The sequence below is a fragment of the Syntrophaceae bacterium genome (assembly GCA_013177825.1).
In the GTDB taxonomy this organism is placed as follows: Bacteria; Desulfobacterota; Syntrophia; order Syntrophales; family PHBD01; genus PHBD01.
In genome coordinates this window covers 190141-214485 of sequence record JABLXX010000001.1, presented here as the reverse complement: position 1 = coordinate 214485, position 24345 = coordinate 190141, and the positions used below count along the sequence as shown (strand labels likewise).

General features: G+C 51.4%; 21 protein-coding genes. All 21 read right to left on the bottom strand.

The window, feature by feature from the left end; all coding sequences use genetic code 11:
- The 21 genes from HPY65_01040 to HPY65_00940 all read right to left on the bottom strand — a co-directional run bounded on the left by HPY65_01040 (window position 1) and on the right by HPY65_00940 (window position 24320).
- Complete coding sequence (locus HPY65_01040; GenBank protein NPU83044.1) at window positions 1–1476, bottom strand: glycosyltransferase; 1476 nt, start codon at window positions 1474–1476, stop codon at window positions 1–3.
- A complete protein-coding gene (locus HPY65_01035) occupies window positions 1473–3131 on the bottom strand; it encodes a hypothetical protein (GenBank protein ID NPU83043.1) in 1659 nt (552 codons plus the stop codon). Before HPY65_01035 ends, HPY65_01040 begins: the two co-directional genes overlap by 4 nt.
- Before the next feature lie 23 nt (window positions 3132–3154).
- The gene (locus HPY65_01030) at window positions 3155–3826 is read right to left on the bottom strand and encodes a tetratricopeptide repeat protein (GenBank protein NPU83042.1); all 672 of its coding nucleotides are present in this window, start codon (window positions 3824–3826) and stop codon (window positions 3155–3157) included.
- A complete protein-coding gene (locus HPY65_01025) occupies window positions 3816–4250 on the bottom strand; it encodes an acyl-CoA thioesterase (GenBank protein NPU83041.1) in 435 nt (144 codons plus the stop codon). Before HPY65_01025 ends, HPY65_01030 begins: the two co-directional genes overlap by 11 nt.
- Window positions 4243–5454 carry a cofactor-independent phosphoglycerate mutase gene (locus tag HPY65_01020; GenBank protein NPU83040.1) on the bottom strand — a complete coding sequence of 404 codons (1212 nt, stop codon included), beginning with the start codon at window positions 5452–5454 and terminating at the stop codon, window positions 4243–4245. Before HPY65_01020 ends, HPY65_01025 begins: the two co-directional genes overlap by 8 nt.
- Complete coding sequence (locus HPY65_01015; protein NPU83039.1) at window positions 5454–6764, bottom strand: homoserine dehydrogenase; 1311 nt, start codon at window positions 6762–6764, stop codon at window positions 5454–5456. The genes HPY65_01020 and HPY65_01015 overlap by 1 nt, the downstream gene beginning before the upstream one ends.
- Before the next feature lie 156 nt (window positions 6765–6920).
- Entirely contained in the window at window positions 6921–7709 is a 789-nt protein-coding gene (locus tag HPY65_01010) for an enoyl-CoA hydratase/isomerase family protein (GenBank protein ID NPU83038.1), read from the bottom strand.
- A 30-nt stretch (window positions 7710–7739) separates the two neighbouring features.
- Window positions 7740–8645, bottom strand: a complete 906-nt coding sequence (gene sppA, locus HPY65_01005; GenBank protein ID NPU83037.1) for a signal peptide peptidase SppA — start codon at window positions 8643–8645, stop codon at window positions 7740–7742.
- 25 nt (window positions 8646–8670) lie between these two features.
- A complete protein-coding gene (locus tag HPY65_01000) occupies window positions 8671–10431 on the bottom strand; it encodes a 30S ribosomal protein S1 (GenBank protein ID NPU83036.1) in 1761 nt (586 codons plus the stop codon).
- 169 nt (window positions 10432–10600) lie between these two features.
- A complete protein-coding gene (locus HPY65_00995; GenBank protein NPU83035.1) occupies window positions 10601–11296 on the bottom strand; it encodes a (d)CMP kinase in 696 nt (231 codons plus the stop codon).
- Window positions 11296–11730, bottom strand: coding sequence for a VanZ family protein (gene vanZ, locus HPY65_00990; GenBank protein ID NPU83034.1), 435 nt, complete (start codon window positions 11728–11730; stop codon window positions 11296–11298). Before vanZ ends, HPY65_00995 begins: the two co-directional genes overlap by 1 nt.
- Entirely contained in the window at window positions 11727–12308 is a 582-nt protein-coding gene (locus HPY65_00985; protein ID NPU83033.1) for a DUF2889 domain-containing protein, read from the bottom strand. The genes vanZ and HPY65_00985 overlap by 4 nt, the downstream gene beginning before the upstream one ends.
- 19 nt (window positions 12309–12327) lie before the next feature.
- The gene (locus HPY65_00980) at window positions 12328–13320 is read right to left on the bottom strand and encodes a DUF362 domain-containing protein (GenBank protein ID NPU83032.1); all 993 of its coding nucleotides are present in this window, start codon (window positions 13318–13320) and stop codon (window positions 12328–12330) included.
- A gap of 81 nt (window positions 13321–13401) precedes the next feature.
- Entirely contained in the window at window positions 13402–15579 is a 2178-nt protein-coding gene (locus HPY65_00975) for a tetratricopeptide repeat protein (GenBank protein NPU83031.1), read from the bottom strand.
- A 70-nt stretch (window positions 15580–15649) separates the two neighbouring features.
- The gene (locus HPY65_00970; GenBank protein NPU83030.1) at window positions 15650–17083 is read right to left on the bottom strand and encodes a glycosyltransferase family 2 protein; all 1434 of its coding nucleotides are present in this window, start codon (window positions 17081–17083) and stop codon (window positions 15650–15652) included.
- Entirely contained in the window at window positions 17080–18345 is a 1266-nt protein-coding gene (locus tag HPY65_00965; protein ID NPU83029.1) for a HEAT repeat domain-containing protein, read from the bottom strand. Before HPY65_00965 ends, HPY65_00970 begins: the two co-directional genes overlap by 4 nt.
- Before the next feature lie 271 nt (window positions 18346–18616).
- Entirely contained in the window at window positions 18617–19492 is an 876-nt protein-coding gene (locus HPY65_00960) for a glycoside hydrolase family 16 protein (protein ID NPU83028.1), read from the bottom strand.
- 55 nt (window positions 19493–19547) lie between these two features.
- The gene (locus HPY65_00955; protein NPU83027.1) at window positions 19548–20348 is read right to left on the bottom strand and encodes a polysaccharide deacetylase family protein; all 801 of its coding nucleotides are present in this window, start codon (window positions 20346–20348) and stop codon (window positions 19548–19550) included.
- A gap of 46 nt (window positions 20349–20394) precedes the next feature.
- Complete coding sequence (locus HPY65_00950; GenBank protein NPU83026.1) at window positions 20395–22815, bottom strand: hypothetical protein; 2421 nt, start codon at window positions 22813–22815, stop codon at window positions 20395–20397.
- Window positions 22816–23070: 255 nt separating this feature from the next.
- Entirely contained in the window at window positions 23071–23595 is a 525-nt protein-coding gene (locus tag HPY65_00945) for a PaaI family thioesterase (protein NPU83025.1), read from the bottom strand.
- 215 nt (window positions 23596–23810) lie between these two features.
- Window positions 23811–24320, bottom strand: coding sequence for a hypothetical protein (locus tag HPY65_00940; protein ID NPU83024.1), 510 nt, complete (start codon window positions 24318–24320; stop codon window positions 23811–23813).
- Window positions 24321–24345 lie beyond the last annotated feature (25 nt).

Here is a 24345-nt window from a genome sequence, read left to right as displayed (position 1 = left end):
TCAGATGAATTTTATTCTTCGGGCGGCAAACGCCACCATTTTCAGCAGAAGCCAGCCATGACTCCAGCGCTGGATTTGGGTGGTGCCGTAGGTCCGCTCTCTGTATCGTACTGGAAGATCGACAATTTTCAGATTCAGCTTCGCAGCCCCGAAAATCAGGTCAAAATCGCCGAAGGGGTCGAAGTCTCCGAAATAGGATCGGTTCTGTTCAATTCGTCCGTACTCTTCCTTTTTCAGAACCTTTGTTCCACAGAGGGTGTCCTTGATGGACTGTCCAAGAAGCCACGAAAAGGCCAGGCTGAAAAACTTATTTCCCAGGAGGTTGAAAAAACGCATCGCTCGATCTTCCATGGGGTAGACGAGACGAACTCCGTTGATGAATTCCGCCTTCTCCGAGGTAAGCGCAGCAACGAAACGGGGCAGGTCTTCCGGTGGCACGGTAAGGTCCGCGTCGAGAATCATCAGGATGTCCCCTGTTGCCTTGGAAAACCCGAGGCGGACCGCATCGCCCTTACCGACTCCCGTCTGGCGATAAAGTTGGCAGCGGCGTTCAGGATTCTCCGCCATGGCCTTCTCGATTGCCTCGTAAGTCCCGTCCTGTGAATGTCCCTCGACGAACACCAGCTCTGTTCCCCGGCCCATTTCCGGGGTGCGGGCGAAAATCCGCGGGATGTTGCCCGCCTCATTTCTCGCCGGTACGACAACCGATACGAGAGGGGGAGAGGCCGGGGCTCCATTGTTGGGGAGAGGGAGCGGCCGGGCAATGAGAAAATTTGTCAGGGCGAACCAGCGAAAAGGCCAGATCCTCACCGCATAGCGGTTGAGAAATGACGAAAGTAAGGGGAATCTCAAAGGCAAGAGAATTTCCGGCCAGGAGCGGATCCTCTCAAAACCGGTCAGGTACAGAAGGTTCGCCACATCCTCGACGGTCAGCCAGTTCTGAGGAAGCGTGGGGGTGGCCATCCCCCATTGCTGGACCATCTTCAGCGGTTTTTCCCAGAGGTGGCTGTACAGGTTGATCACGATCCGCGTTCGGGTGTGACAGTTCGACCGTATGGTTTCAAAGACCTGCTGGACGTCCCAGAGATCGTTCAGAAGATCGGAGATGATAATGTAATCGAAGATCTCATCCGTCTTGAAGTTGTGTACGTCTTCGCAGACAAAATGGATTTCCGGATGATATTGCCTTCCCTGTTCAATCATGGCAGTGGAGAAATCAACCCCGATGCCCCTTGACGGCCGGAGGGAAGCGAGCAGGTCTCCCCGGCCGCATCCCAGTTCCAGAATCGTGGATCCGGGCGGAATCAGGAAGCCATAGACCTCCACAAGGCGGGAGCGGTAAGCCCCTCCCAACCCGCGCCACGGATTACACGTATTGGCGACTTTGTTCCAATGTGCGGAACGGGTCTCCGAAAATCGATGACCGGCCTGCGTGCCTTCCTGTACGTATTGCTGTCCAGTGGAAGGAATCTTCATGGTTGACCTTTTCCTTCCGGAAGATTCTGCTGTTCCAGGATCAATACGTGGTCATCCTCGTAGATTGCACGATATGTCCTTGAGGGGTTCGAGAACAGCATGGAGAATACATCCCGGACTGAACGCAGCTGTGCTTCCGGGTAGGATGGGTTTGTCACGAAAGACCCGTCGCGGAACGACGTGCCTGGTGCTTTCCAGATCCAGCGGCCCGTCATGGCCCGGCTGACGAGAATGACCTGAGGATTTTCCCGTAGAATCGACTCGCTTCTGATTCCCCATTCCACCAGGGTGTTTTTGAACTTGGGGGGGACGTAGGCGTAAAAATCGGCCAGTATCCTTGTATCTGGAGAATACCGTTCCTCCAGGACACGCCCCGAGGCAAGCCGGGCATCCGATTCCTTGTTTGAACAGGATGCCATGGAATGGACTGCGTTCAGGTTGGCTGGTGCGATCAGAAGGAGCAGGGCGAAAGAAAGAATCGCCCTTCCCCTTTGCTTCATCCGGCAGGACAGGATCGCCCATCCGGTGAATGACAGGAGAATGAGAAACGGGATGAAATGAAAGGCGTATCTCACTTCGCGGGATTTGACGCCCAGAAGGATGTGGACTAAGGCGAAAAGACAGTAGGCTCCGATGACAATCCGGTTCAATGTGTCGGGTTCCCGAAGCCCTTCCCTTCGTTTTATGGATTGGACCAGGAACCACAAGGCGGGAAAGAGTCCCGCCAGCATGACGAGGGCGCCCGGCGTATAAAACGCCCTGTAGAGGACGGGGAACCAGAGCAACGGATTAGCCGATGTGATTTGTCCGGTGGATCCGACAAAACCTGTCAATGTGTACACAATGATCAACTTCAACCAGCGCAGGAAATGGATGAAATTGAAAATGACATAGGGATTGAAGATAAGCCACCCCAGAAGGAAAGAGAGGAGGAACAGCGGGGCCTTCCCGCGGAGCTTTCCTTTCAGGGACAGATCCGGCCGGTCGTTCATCAGAGCCGGGATGAAAAGAAATGGAAGGATGAAGATCCCTCCGTATTTCGTTCCGAAGGCCATGCCGGCCAGAAAGGCTGCCCAGTTGGCATTTCGGAACATGTGTGATTTCAGTGCCACCCAGGCGGCTGCCACGATCAGCATGGTCTGCGTGATGTCGGGGTGAATCGTCTGAGACCAGTAATAGATCTGCTGGACGGAAGCGAGCAGAAGCACACTGAGCCAGGAGAGCTCGCGGGATTTGACCAGGAGCAGCGAGAGGCGCTGAAAAAGAAAGAGAAGCAGGAGAAATGACAAAACGGCGATCAGACGGTAGTTGATGGCCAGAAAAGCCACTGTCGTGTCCCGGTTGTAGCCCAGAAACTGGAAGAAACGAACAGTCCAGTAGGCCAGCGTGTTGAAGAAGAAACCATATTGAAACATCCCGTCCGGGGATAGGTCTCCTTCGGCGAGGTTCTTCTGGGTTCGGGCCACGGCCGCGGTTTCATCGGATTCGAAAACAGACATCATCTGGATGCTGTCGATCCCAAAATGAATATTGACCAGGGCGGCCCAGACCTGGATGGCCAGAATCGTGACAAGAATACTGAAAAACAGGCGGTTCCGGATGTCCTCTCGCTTAAGGAGTTCCGGAACGACCTGCAGAGTGGATAGGCTCGGCATGATTGATTGGGTCGCGGATCGCCCTATCCCAGCGTGGCGATTTTTACCTTGATGAGGCTTTCAACAAAAGGATCATTGCTCTTTCCCAACGCCTTCTTGTAATAATCCAGCGCCTTTGCAGGATCGTTCAATGACTCGTAAGTTCTGGCGATGTTTCGCAATGTCATGGACTCAAAGTGGGTGCCACCCTTCGATTTTTCGGCCTTTTCAAATGAAGAGAGGGCGTTCTTGAAATCCCCTTTTGCCTCATGGCAGTATCCCTCCCCCGTATAGGCGAGCGTCACGAGGTCGCTCCGGGCGGGGGCATGGGAAAGGAAAGTCTGGTAGGCTTTCAGGGAGGCATCGTAGTCCTTTAGCAGGTAATGGATGTTTCCCAGGCGGAATGAGGCCAGGGCCGCTGCCTGGCTTGAAGGATGCCGGGTTACGACTTCCTGGTAGGCCTTGACGACATCCGCCGGCTGGACCTGCTCACCCCGCGCCTTGCTCATCGCCTGTCCGTACAGTGCGGAGGCGCTTTTTTCATCCTGCCATCGATAGAAAAACCAGCCGCTGACTGTCAGAACAACAACAACAGCGGCCGCTGTGCCGATGTAAAACTGCTTCCTGTTCTCCGATACGTATCGGGTTATATTCATAATCAGTGTCTGGAAGCGGTCCGGTCCTTTCAGGTCCAGTTCCTGGGTTTTATCCGCCATGTTTTTCTCCTTTCAACTGCGGTTCGTGATGAAGGACCTGCCGGATGCAGAAATCGGGCAACCGCACGATCCGCCCGTTCCGGTCGGTACACGCATGGACCGAGTATCCTTCCACCATTTTCACCTCACGACGCTCATCCCAGATTTCGTAATGAAACTTGACGCTCGCTCGTTTGAGGTAGGCGATTTCCGTTTCCAGCGTCAGCAACTGGTCGATCCGGGCCGGGACAAGATAATGGCAATAAACGCGAGTCAGTGGAAGAAGGAAAGGTTCTCCTTCCATCCGGGCATGACTGAGCCCCATGTCGCGCAGCAACTCCGTCCGTCCGATTTCGAACCAGCGGATATAATTCGTATGGTAGACAATCCCCATGGCGTCCGTGTCCGCATAGATCACCCGGACCTGGACGCGGTGCCTAGGCATGGAGCCGTCCCCGAATGAACCGCTCCATCAGAAGATATCCCGGGGAAAGGAGAAGCCCTGATCGCCTACCCTCCGCCTCCGAGTAGACGGCACCCCGGCCGGGATTCTCCTCTCTCTCGGAGGAGAGGACCGCAAAGGGACTCGGTTCGGACGAATGGGTCCGCAGCTTGATCGGCGTCGGGTGATCGCTCAACACCATGATCCGGTAAGGTTTCAGCGTCTCCAGCCCCTTCAGGACCGTTCCAACCACCTTTTCATCAAAGTCTTCAATGGCCCTGATTTTCCCCTCGATGTCCCCTGCATGGCCCATTTCATCGGGGGCTTCCACATGAACGAAGATGAAATCCATCTCCCCCAGAGACTCAATCGCTTTTTGCGCCTTGCCGATGTAGTTGGTGTCGGTGAAGCCGGTGGCGCCCTCGACCCGGATTACGTTCAGGCCTGCGTACACTCCCATGCCGTTAAGGAGATCCACCGCCGAGATCATTCCCCCGAGGATTCCGTATGTCTCCGTAAGTGGAACAAGGCGCGGTGCCAACCCCTGCCCCCAGGGCCAGATGCCATTGGCGGGCTTTTTCCCGGCTGCAATCCGCTGCCGGTTGATGGGATGGCCGCTCAGGAGCGGGGCGGCGTCCTCCATGAGGCGCAGAATCGCCTGCTCCCCTTCTCCTTTTGGTAAATAGGAGGCTGTCTTCCGTCCCGTAATATCATGAGGGGGAGTGGTGGCCAGAGAGGCCTTCCCGCCTTTCCAGACCAAGAGGTGTCTGTAACTGATACCGGGATGGAACTGAAATTCATCACTCCCAAGGCAACGGTGCAGGTCGGTGATGATCGAGGCGGCCTCATCCGTCCCGATGTGGCCGGCGCTGTAACTGTCCATAACGTCCAGGTCATTCCCTGCGAGGGTCACCAGGTTGCAGCGGAACGCCACGTCATCGGGTTTGAGCCGGACGCCCATATTGGCGGCTTCCAGAGGCCCCCGGCCACTGTAAACGCTGCGTGGATCGTAGCCGAGCACGGACAGGTTCGCCACGTCGCTGCCCGGCACGAGTCCTTCCGGGATGGTATCCACGAGTCCGATCAGGCCGGTTCCGGCAATGCGATCCATGTTGGGCGTGCGGGCGGCTTCCAGGGGGGTCTTTCCGCCCAGTTCGGCCAATGGTCGATCCGCCATTCCGTCTCCCAGGAGAATTACATATTTCATCAAAGATTCTCGTCCTCGATCCGGATCAGGATTGTTTCTCCATGGACTACGTCCAGCTGGTCTATATGCTTGAGGGCCTCCCTCACGTCCTTTTCCCTGGCCTTGTATGTCGTCATCACGACCGGTACGGCCCCGCCTTGCTTTTTCCCTTTCTGGATAACGGAGGCGATGCTGATATTCTTTTCACCCAGGATGCCGGAGATCTTTGAAAGGACTCCAGCACGATCGGCGGCTGTGAAGCGAAAGTAGTAGTTCGTCGTCATCTCGTCAAAGGGGACCAGGCAAATATCCTCCAGGAACTCTTCTCCGAGGGTCCGGTGGGGAACTCTGCAGGAGGTGCCTTTCAGGATTTCGCGGGAGATGTCCACGACATCCCCTATGACGGCGCTGGCCGTCGGCATCATGCCCGCCCCCTGCCCATAGAGAAAAACAGAGTCCGCCGCGTCCCCCACGATATGGAAGGCGTTGAAATTCCCGTTCACGTTGGCCAGCAGATGATTCGATGGAATCATTGTGGGATGGATCCGCGCTTCCACGGCCTGCCCCCGCTGGATAGCGATGGCCAGAAGCTTGATCCGGTAGCCGAGTTCGCGGGCAAACTCAATGTCCTGTTCGCTGATCCGGGTGATTCCCTCCCTGTAAAGGTCACCGAGATTGACCCGCTTGCCGTATGCGAGGGAAAGGGTAATTGCCAGTTTGTGAGCCGTATCGATTCCTTCGATGTCAAAGGTCGGATCCGCTTCGGCAAATCCAAGGGCCTGGGCCTCCCGCAGGACGACGTCGAATGCCTTTCCCTCGTCGGTCATCTTCGTCAGAATAAAGTTGGAGGTGCCGTTCATGATTCCCAGGATCGACTGGATCCGGTTCGCCACAAGCGATTCCTTGAGTGTCTTGATAATGGGGATTGTTCCCCCGACACTGGCCTCGAAGCCGATATCCACTTTTGCAGTCTCAGCGGCCCGAAAGATCTCGTCCCCATGAGTGGCCAGGAGCGCCTTGTTGGCGGTCACGACGTGCTTCCCGTTTTTTAAAGCCTGGAGAATGAATGTCCGGGCCGGTTCATATCCTCCGATGAGTTCGATGACGATGTCGATATCCGGGTCGGACAGGATATCTCCCGCATCGGTCGTCAAAAGGTTTCTTTCCACGGAGGCTGCTCGCCGACTCTCAACATCGAGATCTGCAATCTTCTTGAGGACAATCTGCGCTCCCAGCCTCCTGGACAGCATATCCCCGCTTTCCTTAAGGATTCTGACCACTCCGGTACCAACGGTGCCGAAACCGATCAGTCCGAGTGATATGGTTTTCATACGTCGATCCCTTTCCCGGAAATTCGTGAAATCCATGCTGATTGCCGAATGGACGGGGCTTTGCGAATCCGTTTTTTCTATATCAGGAAATCGGGATTGTCAAAGTAATTGTTGTGCGGGAAGCGAGGAGATTCGGGCGTTGGCGGGCCCATCGGGTCAGGAGGGCTTGTGCATTTTGTGAAGGAATTGATTCATGATGAACTCGTTCATCAATACTTTGCGTTCGGGAGTGGAGAACAGCATTGCGCTGGAGACGAACTCAAGCTCCAAGGCTGTCGTCTTGTCAAGGCGAGGCACGACATCGGACAGTTTTTTTACGGCTTCCAGAGCACTGGGTGAGCGCTTCGCCAACTCCTCCGCCATGGCTACGGCCTCCTTCATGAAGTTGTCCGGAGGAGCCACCTTGTTGATCAGGCCGATGCGAAGGGCCTCCCGGGCGCCGATCGGCTCTCCCAGCATGGTGATTTCCTTTGCCTTTGCCATACCGACCAGTTGCATGAGCGGTCCAAAAAGCGGATTCAGTCCGAATTTCAGTTCGGGGTGGCCGAAAATGGCGCTTTCGGAAGCGATGATGATGTCGCAGACAACGGCCAAATTGAATCCTCCGCCGAGGGCGATTCCACCGACAGCGGCGACCACGGGCTTGCGGAATGTGTAGATCTTGGAAAGATAACAAACCATGGACCGGAAATACTCATCGATCCGATCATCGGGAATTCCGGACATTTCCTTGATGTCCATGCCCGCGGAGAAAACGTACTCGCCCCCGGTCAGAACAACTGCACGAACATCACCGTCGTCTTCCAGGAGAAGCAGCGCTTCCATCAACTCCCGGCGCATTTCGGCGGACAGGGCATTCATTTCATGGGGACGGTTCAGCGTCAGGACGGCGATGCTGTTTCGTTTCTCCAGGAGAATCGTTTTATCTTCCGATGCCGGGTTCATACCGGGAGTCCTTTTTTAAATAATCGATCCTCAAAAGGCGGATCCATTCAGGTACAGGTAGTGTGCGCCGACAGGACCGGCGGGCTGTTCCCGAAGGGCTCCGAGCAGGTACGATCGTGCGTCCTGAAGCAGGAAGTCAAACAGGGAAGAACGCTTCTTCGGCGGCCAGACAACTTCGGGCTCCCCTTTGATTCCGGCCAGTCCTCCCGCAACGCGGACAGCTGCGGTCATGTCTCCGAGCTCATCAACCAGTCCGAGCTTCATGGCCCTGCGGCCGGTAAATACTCTCCCATCGGCAAAGGCCCTGAGAGAATCCTTGGAAAGCTTGCGATTTGTGGCAACCGAGTCGAGAAACTGGTCGTAAATATCGTCCACGAGATCCTGGAGAAGTTCCCGTTCCTCATCCGTCATGCTCCGGGCGGGCGTGCCTATATCCTTGAATTTCCCGCTCTTTATAACGGTTGCACGAACACCGACCTTCCTCATCAATTCCTCCACGTCGGCGAAGTGCATGATTGCGGAGATACTGCCCGTAATGGTTCCGGGATTGGAGATGATGCGGTCGGACGCGCAGGCGATCAGATAGCCTCCCGATGCGGCGATGGAGCCGAGGGATGCAACGACTTTCTTCTTTTTTCTCAGTTCGAGGATGGCTCCGAAGATCTCCTGTGATGGAGCAACACCTCCACCGGGCGAGTCAATCCTGAGAACCACAGCCTTTATGGAAGGATCTTTTCCGAACGTTTCCAGCTGCTCCACGATGTCCTTGGAGCCGGTAATCACGCCATCAACCGTTATGACGCCGACCTTATCCGCCAAGGTGAGAGACCGTTTCCCGCCGGAAAGGTTGCCGAGCGCATAAACGACGGCGAAAAATACCGTTCCTGCAATAAACAGCAGCAAAAGCCCGAAAAGAATGGGATGCCTTCGGATCATGGCTCTGGAAGCGCCTTACGGGACTTCACCGCTCCGGATCGTGAAGTTTGGCGTTTGCCAGCGCCTTCCCCAGATTGGATCCGATGTTCTCCCGGTTGTTGAGGTACTGGGTGGTGGAATGGCTTCCGTCCACGGAGGCCTCGTAATCCTTCACGCTCAATCGGATCTTGCGGTTTTTTGAATCCACGCTCTTGACGACAGCGGAAATCACATCCCCCACGGCAAACAGCTCCGATGGTGATTTGACACGCCTCTGGCTCAGTTCGGAGATGTGGACGAGCCCTTCGATACCCTCCTCGATTTCGACGAAGATGCCAAAATCCGTCAGGTTGGTTACTTTTCCCGAAACGGTGGTGCCTGTGGCAAAGCGTTGAGCCAACTCTTCCCAGGGGTTTCGTTCGATCTGTTTGATGCCGAGGGAAAACTTTTCATTTTCCACATCGACATGGAGCACCACAGCCTCGATCTCCTGTCCCTTTTTGTAGAACTCCGAGGGATGTTTCACTCGCTGCTTCCAGGAGATATCCGAGACATGAACCAGACCGTCTATACCTTCCTCGACGCCCACGAAGATACCGAAGTTGGTGATGTTCCGGATCGTGCCTCTTATAACGGTTCCCTCGGGATACTTTTGGCGGAGATTCTCCCAGGGGTTCTGGGTGGTCTGCTTGAGTCCGAGAGATATGCGTTTTGATTCCTGGTTGATGTCCAGGATCATCACCTGGACCTTCTGTCCTACCTGGAGTACCTTGGAGGGATGACGGATTTCCCGGGTCCAGAACATTTCCGAGATATGGATGAGGCCTTCCACGCCGGGTTCCAGTTCGATGAACGCACCGTAATCGGTCACATTCACGACACGGCCGTCAATGACGGAATTCACGGGGTATTTTTCCAGAATCGTGTGCCAGGGATTGTCGGCAAGCTGTTTGAGGCCGAGTGATACTCTTTCCTTCTCCCGGTCGAAGGAAAGGACCTTGACCGTGATCTTGTCTCCTCGCGAAAAGCCGTCCGATGGTCTGGAGATCCTGCCCCAGGAGATGTCCGTCACATGGAGGAGGCCGTCAATGCCGCCCAAATCGACAAAAATCCCGTAGTCGGTAATGTTCTTGATGATCCCTTCGACGATGATCCCTTCTTCGATCTTGGCCAGGGTTTCTTTCTTCAGTTCTTCCCGTTCCCGTTCGAGAATCGTTCTCCGGGAAAGAACCACATTGTTTCGTTTCCGGTCATATTTAAGGATCTCAAAAAGATAACTCTGGCCGATATATCGCTCCAGATCCCGGACAGGCCGGATGTCCACCTGCGAACCAGGCAGAAATGCCGGGATCCCAATATCTACAGATAGCCCTCCCTTGAGGCGCTCGACAATTGTTCCACGAATCGGTCGGCTTTGTTCATAGGCGGAACGAACATTCTCCCATACCTTGATTTTAGCCGCCTTTTCCCTCGATAAGACCAGATTGCCGTCCGAATCCCTCTTGTCTACCAGAATTTCGATTTCGTCTCCGACGGCGACAGTAATGTTTCCGTCGGCGTCCTTGAGTTCCCGCGCCAGGATGTAACCTTCCGTCTTCCAGCCGACATCCACCATGATCACGTCCGGTCCGATCTGAACGACCTTTCCTCGGACGATTTCACCCATCTGGAGGTTCTGCAGGCTCTGTTCATACAGTTCCTTGAAACCGAACCCCTCGTCGGATTTGTCAGTCTGGGTTTCGCTGGATTGACTCTGGTTTTCCTTGTCCGTTTCCTGATTGAACGTCGTCTCGTTGCCGTTGGCCATAAACCTGAATACCCCCTGAAATTTTTCAACCCGTATGAATTAAGGCGCCTAACATAGGCATCCTTAAAGATCAAGTAATTTCAAGCCGGGACCGTATCGGGGCATGCCGACTTTTTCATTCCGGGCCGCTTGATGAGCCCGTTTTATTGGTATCCGAGAGGAATCGGATTCAGCCTTCCCTGTGTTCAAGAGTACTTTCCTGCCTTCTTCCGATTTCACGAAGCATTTCCTCCACGACTTCTTCAGCCGTGAGGGATGAGCAGTCAATGACGTGGGATCCCTCGGCAACTTTCAGGGGGGCAACGGAACGTTGACGGTCCTGCCGGTCTCTCAGCCGGAGGTCCTGCTGCACAGAATCCAGATCCACCCTTTCACGGGAATGCTCCAATTCCCGATATCTCCTGAGCGCTCTCTCTTCCGGGGAGGCATCCAGAAAAAATTTAACGTCCGCTTCGGGAAAGACAACGGTTCCCATATCACGTCCTTCAGCAACGAGCGATCCCCGTTCAGCGACTCTCCTTTGTACGGAGAGCAGCGCCTTTCGAACCGGCGGATATGCTGAAATGGTGGACGCCAGAATGCTGATCGGTTCTCCCCGAATCTCTGATGTCACATCCTCATCATCGAGGAATACCCTCATGCCGTCATCATCATGGAGAAGATCAATTTTTGTTCTTTCGCATAAATTCTCAAGAGACGCCTCATCGGCGGCAGGGATTTCCTCCCTCCGAACTTTCAGTGCCAGGGCCCGATACAGCGCTCCGGTATCCAGGTAGAGAAAGGACAGACGCTGTGCCAGCGCCTTTGCCACTGTGCTCTTGCCGGCTCCTGCCGGACCGTCGATCGTGACAAGGAAAGGAGGCATCATGTAGAGTTCCTTCCGTCTGGCCCGGTGATGGCCCCGCTTCGGAACATGGACCGGCGCCTGAACGGTTCGTAAAGTAACGCGGCCATGCTGCAGCCAAGTCCGTCGGAAACGGCGTCAAGTAGAGAACTGTCCCGACCGGGGATGAAAGACTGATGCCACTCGTCACTGAGGCCATAAAGGGTACCCGTGAGGACGGCCAAGAGTAGCGCCCTGTGGGCGATTCCCGCTCTTGGCGAGGAGCAAAACAGCCGCATCAGAACGATGCCGAGACCTGCATAGGCCAAAAAATGAAAGAGCTTGTCGAGATTTGGTACGGACGAAGCGTAAAGCGCCGGTCCGGGCATGGATGAGAGGCCAAAAAGAAAGGCCATGTAAAGAAGAACGGGAAATCGATAATGGATATTTCGATCCCGGCATGCAGTCCGGTTCATCGTTCCGTCCGTGGAGCCGTTTTTGCCTTTTCTTCTTCCTGTTCATGCGCCATGCGAAGCCGTTCCGCCAGCGGGCCGTCACTCCTCCATAACCAGCAGCTGTCGAGAAGGAGTTCGGGATCCAGATGTTGTTTCAAAGGAGATTCCTCCTCCCGCAAGCGACTCATGATGGTCCAAAGACCCTGGACCGCTCCTGAACTCATCGTCATGATCAGGTTTGTCAGGTGCTGGCAGCCGGCCTTCTTGCCAAGCATTTGTTTCACTTCATTTGTGAAACCGGCCCGTATCCGCATACCTACGAGCCGGCGGATGGAATCCCGGACCTCGGTGCATTCTTCGATAGGAACAGTGTGCATGTCCGCATCGGCATCAAGAATCGTCAAGTCCGGAACGCTCAAGGTCATTCTTGCAATCATGCCGTGAATGACCCCCGGGTCATGAACCCGGTTGGCTGTGTAGAGAAAAAACGGGACATACCGCTCGTCCGTCAGGGATGCCTCCACAAAGAGGTTTCCATCCGGCGTTTCGTAACAGTCGACAGTGATGTTTCTCGAATGGATACGTTCCTTCTGCCTCATGATATGGCCTGCGTCTCCTTCATTGGGTAAATCCGATCTCTCGGGCATAGGAAAGCTGCCGCCGCCAAGGGACTCCCGGATGGGCCCGGTCGAAGGGTTCCGGCCCAATCATCCGAAGAGATTCCTCATCGATTCCGAGAGGATGGGTTCCCGTCAAGAATCCTGCATCGGGGGCGATCAACGGGTTCTTGCCAGGAAGGCAGTCACAGTCGACGGTAATATTGAGAAGGGCGTTAATCAGGACCGTCCTGCCCTGGATCAAACGCCAGACAGCTGCCGCGGTTTCCACGAGCTTTTCCTGGAAAACCGTCTCATCCGTGTCCCAGAGGATCCGGAGGGCTACTTCAGGGCAGGCCCCAATGCATTGGGCGCATCCAATGCAGGTTTCCAGATCGTAGGTCGGATATTCGTCATCTTCCATGCAGGCAGCGCCAACGGGGCAAACCGAGACGCAGACGCCGCATCGCGTGCAGCGCAACGGTTCCAGCGTGGGAGAAACATCGGCATGCATGCGCTGTTTCTGAGCACGGGAAGCGAAGCCCATGGAGAGGTTCTTGACGGCGCCTCCAAATCCCGACGCCAAATGCCCCTTGAAGTGGGAGAAGATCACAAAACCGTCGGCCCGTTCGAATACGTTCGCAACCTGAACCGTTTCGAAATGACGGTAACCGGCGGGGATGGAGACGACGTCAAGTCCGTCGAGACCGTCGGCGATCACGACCGGGCAACCGAGAAATTCCTCTGAGAAGCCGTGAAGAGAGGCCGTTACAAGCGCATCCTTTCCGTTTCTGCGGCTTCCGGAATACAGTACCGTCGTATCGAAGACGAATGGATGTCCTCCGTTCATAAAGATCCAGTCGATTATGGCTTTGGCAAAATCGGGAGGAAGAAAACTGCGGTTGCCCCGCTCTCCCCAGTGTAGTTTAATACCGATACGGTCACCGGGACGAAAAGGTTTATTGATGATGTTTAATCGCGTCTGAAGGAGATGAATCGCGTCTAATTTTTGCACAAGATCATTTTACCTCCGGCTATCTGGTTCGAATTGTAGCCGGAGGGGTCGGGATTATATGCGAAAATCTGGCACTGATCATCAGAACGAGAAAATGAGTCTAAGACCCGTCGCATAGTAATACCAACCAGAACCGGCGGAGGTGCCCGCACTGGAGCCCGCCAGTGAATTTCCCCATTCACATGTGGCTTCTAATGCGATTTTATCAGTGATCCAGTATCCAAGAAGTCCTGCGACACCACCGAACATTCCGCTCTGATCCTCAGAATTGCGATTGAAATCTTGGTATCCTATATAGGGACCAATATTACCGTAAAACGGACGAGCATAAAAGGACATGTTCATGAACATCGAATGAGCATAATATTCGTTGGGATCGAAATATCCACCTTCACTCTGACGCCGGAAGTCCAAATAGCGAAAACGATAACCGATTGACATAGAAGGATCTCTCAGGAACTGGTAGGCAATGCTAGCCGATATGTCATTGGAGCCGTTGCTGTCAGAATACTCGCGAAAAGCATAGCTTCCTGTAAGGGTGATACGATCCGTTGGACTCTGGGTGATCGTGGCGGTGAAAGCTGTAGCACGAATGTTCTTTTCGACCAGTTCCGCAGAGGAAGTAAAAGCTTCCTTTGCGATGGAAACACCTATGTTGCCATAAAATAGATCCAAGTCTGTTCTTGCATTCCAGGTGAAGAAGCGGCCGTCCGAAAGACCAACGCCCCCCCCGAGTCCGCCATACCAAGGCATCCTTGAATAGGTCGAGAGCTGGATAATGTCATTTCGATTGCCGACATTCAGAGGAAACGGAAGTCCCGTATCCTCGTTATATGCTGTTGCTTCCCCCTGAGACCTTATGTGGTAGTAATCAATGTTGGTTCTCCAGTTGCCGAGCCAGAACTGCGTACCTGCTGATGCGGTCGTTACACGATTATCATCATTATCGTAATAAAACAGAATGCCTGTATAGAGCTGAGGACGGAAGGCCCAGTTGCGATCCTTGCGTAGTGAAGCGAGATCATTTTCCTGATAAGGGTACTGCGTTTTGATAAGCGCCAGACTTTCGTCTGTGGCGGTTTTCCTGCCAGACGCAATAAACCCGTTTGTAAGGCCGGCCCTTACATCAAAATCTTCGCCCTGCTTCAAGAGGGAATAATAGTATTCATCTGCCTTGCGAAAAAAGCCGCGAATGCGAAGAGCGTTTGCTTTCCCAAGCCGTGCGTCACGGTTTCCCGGGTCCGCCGCAAGAATTACATCGGCATGGTGTATGGCGGCATCAAGTTCACCGCTCCATGTAAGGACACGAATTAAATTTACACGGGCCTCAACATTACCCGGTTCTTTGGAAACGATCTCCTCAAGCAGATGTCGAGCTAGTTTGTTTTTTCCCGCCCAGGAAATGACTTGGGCCATCCTCAAACGATCAGCTGTTGAAAATCCCTTTGATATTGAAAGAGCCTGCTCATATTTTACGGCCGCTTCGTTGAATTTCTCCCTATCGGCCAGAGCGTCACCCTCAAGTTTCAGGTTATAGGCTTTGTCACCGACGGCATCTACGGCCGCTTTTTTAGCCGATTCTATCTTCTCAATCTCAAGCTGTAAGCTTTTCAGATCATTTCCTTGATATGTATAGGTAGGTTTCAGACCGGATATCAGTTTTTTTGCGTTCGCATAATCTTCCTTATTAAAATATGAGTATGCGAGACCAAGCCTTGTATCGAAATCATCACCGCCCTTTAGAAGCGCCTGATAAATTGCAATGGCCCCATCCGAGTCTCCCTTGAATCGGAGAGATTCAGCTTTGATAAAAAGGGCGTCGCGGTTATCAGCTTGAACGGCAAGTACCGATTCTGCTTCAGCCAAGGCAGCATCGTGGTTTCCAGACCAATGCAAAACCTTTGCAAGCTGTGTTTTGGCTTTTAGATTCTTCGGATATCGTTTCAGAAGCAAACGCAACTCCGCGATTGAGCCTTCAAGCTTTCCTCCCAAAGAAATATTGACAGCTGTCTGCAGCCATCGATCTTCCGTCAAGCTGTTGCGAATGTCGGGCAATGCCCGCAAGTATGCGTCCGCAGCCAAGTCATATTTATCTGTTCTGGAATAATAATCACCAAGATCCATAAGTACGTTTGCTTTTTCGACATTGTCCTTGGATGCGGCAAGGCGCTTGTTGAAATCGGCGATTTCATCGGCAGCGAAGGCAGTTGACAGACAGCACAGAAGACTCGCAAGCAGAAACAAAGAAACTTTCTTCATTCGCTTCTCCTTAAACATTTTTTTAATATTTTATATAAAAGCAGATCCGCAAAATGCTCCATTTCGGCACTTAAGCAGACGTCTTAGCGGTATTTTTTTTATCTCCCCGATGCCGCACCGTTTCCCATTGCCCTCTTCCAAAGAGAAATTGGAAAAATGCCGAAAACCGCCAGAAGGAATTGATCTGCCGATAGCCAAAATTTTCCAATGCTCCGTAAGCGAGCATGATGAAGAGGTCACTCCATTTGGGATAACGGCGGTAGGTTAACTCCTCAAGAAAGATACCGGTCGTCGACAGAAATATGCCGTACCCGATAGCCAGAAACAAGAAGAGCATGAAGAAATCGTAATTGATCATACCCAGGATATAGGAGATGATGACAATGATGTACCCAAGAAATTCGATGATAGGGCTCACCATTTCAATAAAAACGTTGTAAGGCATCGCAAACATCCCAAGCCTGCCATATCTTGGATTAAAAATCGTCGACTTGTGCTGCCAAATGCTCTGGATCATTCCAAGATGCCATCTGCGCCTCTGTCTGCCCAGCATTTTCAAGGTTTCAGGAACTTCCGTCCAGCAGATCGGATCGGAAACAAAGCGAATGACATAGGGATCCCCCTTGAGGCTATAATGCTTATGCAGGCGGACAACAAGCTCCATGTCCTCCGTCACATTTCCCAATTGAAAACCGCCGACAGTGATAACTGCAGCCTTTTGAAAGAGGGAAAAAGCACCCGACAGGATCAGATTGCAGTTTAATGCATCCAGACCGACCCGGCCGAAGAGGAAACTTCTTAAATATTCTACAATCTGGAAAATTGCGAGCGAGTTGCCTCTTGGTAACTCGATCTGTTTTACAACCCCATTCTCACGCTTGACTCCATTGAGCACGCGGACAACACCACCGGAGGCAATCACCGGAACTGTACTCTGAACAAGAGGTGTTACAAGACGGATCAGCGATTCAGGTTCAAAGACGGAATCAGCATCAAGAGTACATATGTACGGACTCTTGCAGATATTGATTCCGCAATTGAGGGCGTCAGACTTGCCGCCATTTTCCTTGTCCACGACGATCAGGTTCGGAATTTCGCTGGTGTAATAAAAACCCTTGACCGGCCTGGTCTTGATGATATCTCTGTACAAAGGATCGATCCTGCGCATCGAATAGTGCGAAATAATGGTTTTTAGAGTATCATCCGTGGAACCGTCGTTAATAACGATAATCTCCGTCCAGGGATAAATGAGGGAACGCGCAGACTCGATTGTTCGAATGATCACATTGCGTTCGTTCCTGGCCGGGATCAAAATCGCCACAGGGGGCATCTCAGAGCGATTTTCAAGGTCCCGGAAAGGAGCATAGCGAATGCGGCGGATATGCCTGAGAATCATAACCAGGGCTATGGCCAGGAGAACGGAATAAACCGCATTGACCAACCCGAAGTAAAAACCGACGAAGTAGTTGAAACCAATAACGATTGAAACAAGGATTGCTCTCATTGGGCACCGCCAGTATTTAAGATGCTGCTGATTTCATTGCGAACATGAGGGGAAGTGGACTCTGCTTCTACTGCATCGCGCAGCGGCGACGAAAAACCAAGTTGATGCATCAATTGGAGAATTCGTTTTGCCTTGTCTTTCCTATCGCTTTCACGGTCTTCGAGATAACCGATGAGTCCCAGCACATAACCACTTCGCTGAATTTCCTCGCAGATGCTTTCCTTCGCGTAACGGTCCGGTGTCTCCATAAGTTCAAGGAAAACATCGATGGACGCTTCACCAAGTTCGGAAAGTGCGAAGGCCGCAGAATCCCGAACCTGCCACTTTTCGTCAAGCGCGAACTTCTTCAGCATTTCCATGAAATTACCGCACTTTATCCTGCCAATGGTTTTCGCAGCCTGAAGACGGACAAACCAGATCGGATCCGAGAGGAGGGGCTGAAGAATGCTCGGATCACAGGAAAAAGATACATTTTCTTCCCGTGCCAAAAGCCGGAGCGCTTTCCCACGAACCTCCGGATCTGAGTGAGAAACCAAGTTGATGGCCAGATCGTACATTTCTTTGTGCGCCGGGAACCCGATCAGCGTTTCAATGAGCAGAGCAAGAATTTTGGGATCTCCTGTTTTGCCTGCAAATTCTATGAGGGTTGCACTGGCCCAAGGTTCAAACAGTAGAAGGGATGTCTGGATGGTTTTCGACGATACATTCTGATTTTTCATCAATTTCGGGAGAGCATTCAGCAGCCTTTGAAGCGCATCTCTCTTCCCGAGACGACAGAGAGCACGGAATGCAACAGTGGAAACTTCCGATTTGGGATGATCAAGAAGTTTGCTCAGAGGTTCCAGGGAAGACGGATCACCAATTCGACCGAGCTTGTCGGCGGCCACCGATAAATCGATGGGGGAGCGCTGGGACAGCCTGCCCTGGTAATATTTTGTATAACCCAGCGCCGTAAATAGCCTTCTGGCAAAAGCTTTCTGGCCTTTTCGTTCGGCAAATTCAAAAATGACGTCTTCGAGAGCGATCCATTCGACAGAACCCACGCGAACGGCGGATTGCCATTGAGTAACCGAGAATCTGTCTATCGCCGTGATCGAGTCGATTTCCGCCAGTTTGGTTCGGAACCGATCCCTGAGTTGATCTATGGCTGAATAGCGTCGTTCGTTCCTGAGCCGTCGGATAACTGATGCGATAATGAAGCCAAGAATGAATGAGAATACAGATAAAATAGAGACGATCAGGATCAACCTCAAGTCGCTCATTTCGTCGTCCGCCTCTCTGCATTTTTTTAAAGTGCTTATACAAGTACTTGGATTATTTGTCTAACTATTTGTTCAAAAGCCGAAAATTTTCTTGAAGGTTATGGTATCTATTTGATAACATTAAAGAAGAACAAAATGCCGTAACTGGAACCGTCACGGTCATCGGGTGATTATAGCCGTAGCTTTCGATGAAATTCTTCTGTCTATCATTTCAATAGGATCAAGAGAAAAACGGTTTTCGCATCGCGAGTTACAAGGACCCCTTCATGATTCACTTTGCATTGCCATCGGACCTCGACTGGTATACTCTGACCCAATCCACCACCATCTGTTGAGGCCAATCCGTACCTTTGTCCGGTGAATTGGGCCACTCTCCGCCGACCGCAAGATTGAGGATGATAAAGAACGGTTTTCTGAACGCCTCCTGGCCGTCGTTTTTCCTTGTGGATAGTGTTACTGTTTTGAAAACATGGTTATCGACATAATATTGAATATAATCTGCAGACCACTGAATGCCGAAGATATGATAATCGTCGCTGAACCAATCTCCATCGCTATTCTTAAATGAATATTTCAGGCTTTTTGTCTTGTTTGATCCTTCTTTTTCGTGATCGGCCCAGTGCAGGCTGCTCCATATGGTCGCATTTTCTTCGCCCTCATTACTGCCGACCATCTCCATTATGTCGATTTCCCCGCAATCCGGATGGCCTACGGTTTCAATGTTCTCTCCCAGCATCCAAAATGCAGGCCATAGTCCCTGTCCATAAGGAAGTTTGATTCTTGCTTCGATCTTTCCATATTGCCAGGAATGTTTCCCTTGAGTCTTTATTCGTGCAGAAGTATAATCATGTATACCGAACTTTTCATTGCGTGCCTCTATAATAAGATTGCCGTTCGACACCCTGACATTTGAGCCTTTTGTGTAATATTGAAGCTCTTTGTTTCCCCAGCCGTTTCCTCCCACATCGAAGTTCCAGTTTGACAAGTTGATGCTGTCTCCATTGAACTCATCACTCCATATTAACTCCCAATGTTTTTCCTTTTTGAAGCTTATCAACTTTCCAAGATCTTCGAGAAAAGAACAGCCGAGCAGAAGAGTTATAATCAGAAATATTGCTACCGTGGGAAAAAAAAGATTCCATTTCATAGTATATCTTAACAGTACTTAATAGCTTATCGAACAATGAATAGAAAACATTGATTTATGCCTGTTTCTCGAGTATCCGACTCAACGAGGAAATATCGGCTGTTTTGAGAATAACGATTCGGGATATTACCGGAAGATCGGAAATTGAGAAAGGCGCTTCACCGGGAGTCTGTAAAGGAAAAGTCATAAAAGCATTTTCAGAACCAAGAATATACTTGAATCCTGCCTGCTTGGCGATCTCGATGCTTCCGGGTGTATAAAAACCATACGGCCATGCAATGACTTGTGCCGGTTTGCCCAGCTTTTCAGTATATATTTTCTGAAATGTTTTAAGATCTCCTGGTAATTTATCTTCAAATTCGCGCCATTTACTTTGATATCCATATTCGTGGAGTGCAAAAGTATGACAACCAACTTCCAGAAGTCCTGTGTTCACATAATAGCGATATTCATCCCAACTGAGCGCGGGCCTGTTTTTACCATAAGTAACATAAGAGCCCACTGAATTGCCGATGGCGTTGATTGTAGCTTTAAATTTGTAGCGTTGCATAAACGGAAAGGCATAACTGCCATAAGATGCGTATCCGTCATCAAAAGTGATGATAATAGGCTTCCGGAATTCGCCCTTTATCAAGCGGTCAATTTCCGAGAATGCGACTGTCTGGTACCCGTTGGAATATAGCCATTCCATCTGCGCGGCAAACATCGACGGTGTAACCGTATATTCATCGTGACTGTCGTAACTGATGTCATGATACATGAGTATAGGAACTTTTGTCGAGGCAGCGTATTTTGGTTCAATGAGCCTGCCCATGGGCAAGAAATCGGCGCAGGCTGCTGTCATCAGCGACATCATGGAGATGCCTGTGAACTTGAGAAAATATCGTCGGCTAATGTCTGAATTAAACATAATCAGGAATCTCTTTCAGAAATTTTTGGGTGATCCAATAGTTCTTCTTAACTTGTTCGTGATACAAAGGCATACTCCACTCGTTCCAGGAATATGTTTTGACCACTGATGCTTCAAGGGTAAACGGGAGAGCATCAGCGATATTTTGTTTCAGACCTGTTTTTTCAGCTGTCAATAAACCCTCTTTCGGTTTGTATGAGACAGCAATGATGCGAATACCATCGGTTTTTCTCGTCATACTCCTCGCATTCCGCCACAGAACCGTTTTAGTGCTTGGATCCGTGAAGTTAAGCAGACCCCACGGCATGCGAATTTCGATAATGGAGCCATTTACATTAAAATCGGCCAGATGAAAGGCTTTATCTCCCTGAAGGCTGCCCTGGTGGAGATCACTCATTGGGAAACTATGGGATGGATAATACTGTTTACCGTCCCTGCTCACGCGGCGTTTGTTAACCTCGTTGAACATCATGACCCATGCCCCCTGACGGGATACGACGGGACAGATATATTTTCTCCAGTTTAGGTACTTGTCATACGACTGGCACACCATGATACGACTATTTTCTTTCCCGCAAAGTTGAATAAGAAATTTCAGTCCTACAGGACTGGTTACCTGTGTATTAAAAGGAATATTGAACTCTCCAACATCAGGAGTACAAGTATCAATGCCAAAAACATAATGACTTTTTTCAAAGTTGATCGGTTGCGCAGTTTCCAGCATGACATAAAGAAATCCTTCATCATGCTGAACGGAAAGTTTTTTTAGATGACGTGTCTCATCTCCATTGTCACCGAATTTAAAATGCATGCGATCATCCGTCTTGTTATAGAGAACTCTTGCCGTCGACCACTCGGAGAGGTTCCCCGACAATGAAACGAGTGGTTTCGGGTAGCCAGGATAGAGACCAATCAATCCGTAGTTCTCTTCCGGATCCTGCAGGTTGTACCAATTCGCTTTATTTTCCGCGGGATTATAAAAATCGAGAAAAATCCAATTCTTTTTAAACCATTCATCGGTCCAGACAAAAAGCAGCCCTCCCGCCAGTTTCGTGTCAAAGATGTTTCGAAACAGAAGCGCATCAAGCTCGCCTTTCCTCCCCTCTGAATGACCTCCGTGATTCCATCCATCACGATGCCAGTGTGCCGCTTCACGGCTCGAAGGAACGCCGAATTCGGAGATCATAATCGGCTGTCTGCCATGGTGTTCCTTCAGTCTTTTCAGGTATGCGGCATATGTATCTTTTTCCTTGAGGAAGTCATTCACCATAAAATCGGGGTAGTAAGGGTACGGGTGATAGGATGCGAAAAACCCCGCCCCTTTTTTCACGGATATTTTTGCAAGATCAAGGGTTTCTTGATCTTCTTCCATGGCAAGATAGCCAGAACAGTCCTTAACTTCTTCCTTGCGGCCTTCGAAAATGAGAAGTTCGTCAATTTTATTGGATTCGGACTGATGGACGAGAGGATCGAGGGTAGGCCAATTCGTCATGGCAACAGGATGAGTCATGCCATATCGCTCAGACTCATATGTCTGGATGGTATCACACATCTGTGCAACCCAGATTTCAAACGGGGTTCCCTTGGTCATTCTCAGGAAGTTACCCGAGAAATCACGTTCCTCCCGTTTTTTCTGATCATTGAATGCTTTGACGGCGCAAGATTCCGTTTCTCTGCCAAAGATAAAGCCTGCAATGAGATGTGAAATGTCTACCTGGTACTTCCCATGTGGTAATCCCGGCCGTTCCGGCAACTGAATGTTTCCATATATGGCGTCGATAACCATCCTTATGGAGGTCATGACCGTGTCGATGTATAAAGGCGATGAGAAATCGTGGTCCGTAGGAAGTTCATTCCAGATGCCTTGAAAAAGATACAATCTTTTCCCCGACCTGTTTATCTCATACAGGGCTTCGTAGCAGGAAGGCGGATGGAGCGTGTAGACGCGCAACGCATTGAATCCAGCTTGATGCATCAAGTTAAACCATTTGAGATAGGTCCCTTTTTGAATGGCGTATTCTCCCGGGAAGTAACCGGGCATGCCAAGGCCAAGATTAATGCCTTTAATAAAGAAGGGTTTCCATGAACCCCTATCAAGAATTTCAATATAATCCCGAAGCGCCCGGAAACGGGACCTGCGTTGCACCGCATTCGGCTGTCTCTTGCCTTGTTCAAGCGATTTTTCCAGGTCTGCCGTGGTCTCCTGAAGTGCTTTGTGTGACGAGTCCAAAGCCAATCCCTTGTATAACGCCCATCGTGCCGTCAGAGGTTCTTCAAGACCGATATATGCCTTTCCCAAGCCGAGCCACGCGTCTGCAACAGGACGCTCCTGAAGGGCGCGACGAAAAATGTTGATGGCTTCCTGAAAGTCCCCCTTCTTCAGGGCATAATATCCTAATTCTTCCGTTGTCATGACCCGTTCTCTCTCTCAGAATTACATGATTATGTCTGATAGGTATGGCCGAGACGTTCTTCGTGCAGTGTGGGATTTCATACTCGAGATCGATCGGTTCGGCAAAAACAATCCCTTTCAATCAATCTTTACCGGGGCCGATATGATCAGCCGCTTCGATCCGACGGAACATCGACGATATGTCAGCTACTTTCTGTACAATATATGGGTTACGAAGCTTCCTGCCAAGGGTACACACGGACAGAGTTCGTCCGGTCACGAAAACCTCTGCCCGGAAGTTACGCCATTCAGAATGTGATGCTCGAACCACTCCAGTACGTCATCCGCGGCAATTCCCAGTTTGCGGATCTTTTCGGGTGAAAAGAGCGCGAATGTTCCCGTGGCTCTTGCGCAGACCTCGCCTCCTCCATTGGTGATAATCCCTTCGACGGTGGCTTCCCGTCCGTTCCTCACTTCCAGGATGCGGCCCTGTACCTTGATCTCCGTTCCAATAAACACCGGCCGGAGGAAATCGAGGGACATCGAGCGGGTCAGCCCCAACATCCTGAGCATGTAAATCACTGATCTGCCCATGATTTCATCGAGGAGCGTGGATATAACGCCTCCATGGACCAGATTGCTCCAGCCGCACAGGTGCTCCGGGACCGTTACCCAGGAAATGATGGATGCATCATCGCTGTAAAATTGCATCCTGAGACCGTGCTCGTTCGCCGGTCCGCATCCAAAGCAGTTGTGGTTTTCTACGTTTGGAAGCTTTCTGGCCCCTTCCCTTTCCATCATCTCATCGACACCTCAGGAATGTTCGCAAAAATCTTGCCGTCCGTCCGGTTTCGTCCTTCATTCGGACGAAAGTATCGTAGGCTATCCGACGGGGAGACTGAATGCAAGCGGATTCAAGGAACGCAATTGCACGACGAACATACCGGACCTGCTCCTTATGGAATGCATCGGTTTGGAACCATTATGGTAAATGGCATGAAGCCACCTGCCCGGATTCACCACCCCAAAACAGATTCGGCATTGCGGACTTCTTCCAGGAGGAGGCGGACTTTGGCCGGATTCTTCCGAAAACGGATCGGGATTCCTCGATCATCCACCAGATTGGTCTGTGTACAGCTGTCTACTCCTGCGGGACGAACAGAAAGAACGGCCTCCCGTACATTGTCAGGCGAAATACCGCCGGCAAGAATCACCGGAATCCGCGATTGACGACAGAGCGAAGAGGCGATCCCCCAGTGACAGCAGTGGCCAGTGATTCCGACGAATCCTTCCACAGGCTGTGAACCGGAGGATGCTCCGGTTGACCAGCCCATAACCGTATCGGTCATGAAATAATCACAGGAATCCTCGATGAGGCGAGCAATCCGAAGAACCGCTCGCCCGGCCTCCAATACATCCGAAAGGTGCGCCTCCGGAACGGGGATGGAGCGAATGATCGCGATGTCGGGAAACTCCAGCCGCACTCGGTCGTGTAACCGGGCAAACCGTTCACATGCTTTCTCCATGCCGTCACCGTCCCGGAGAGGAATC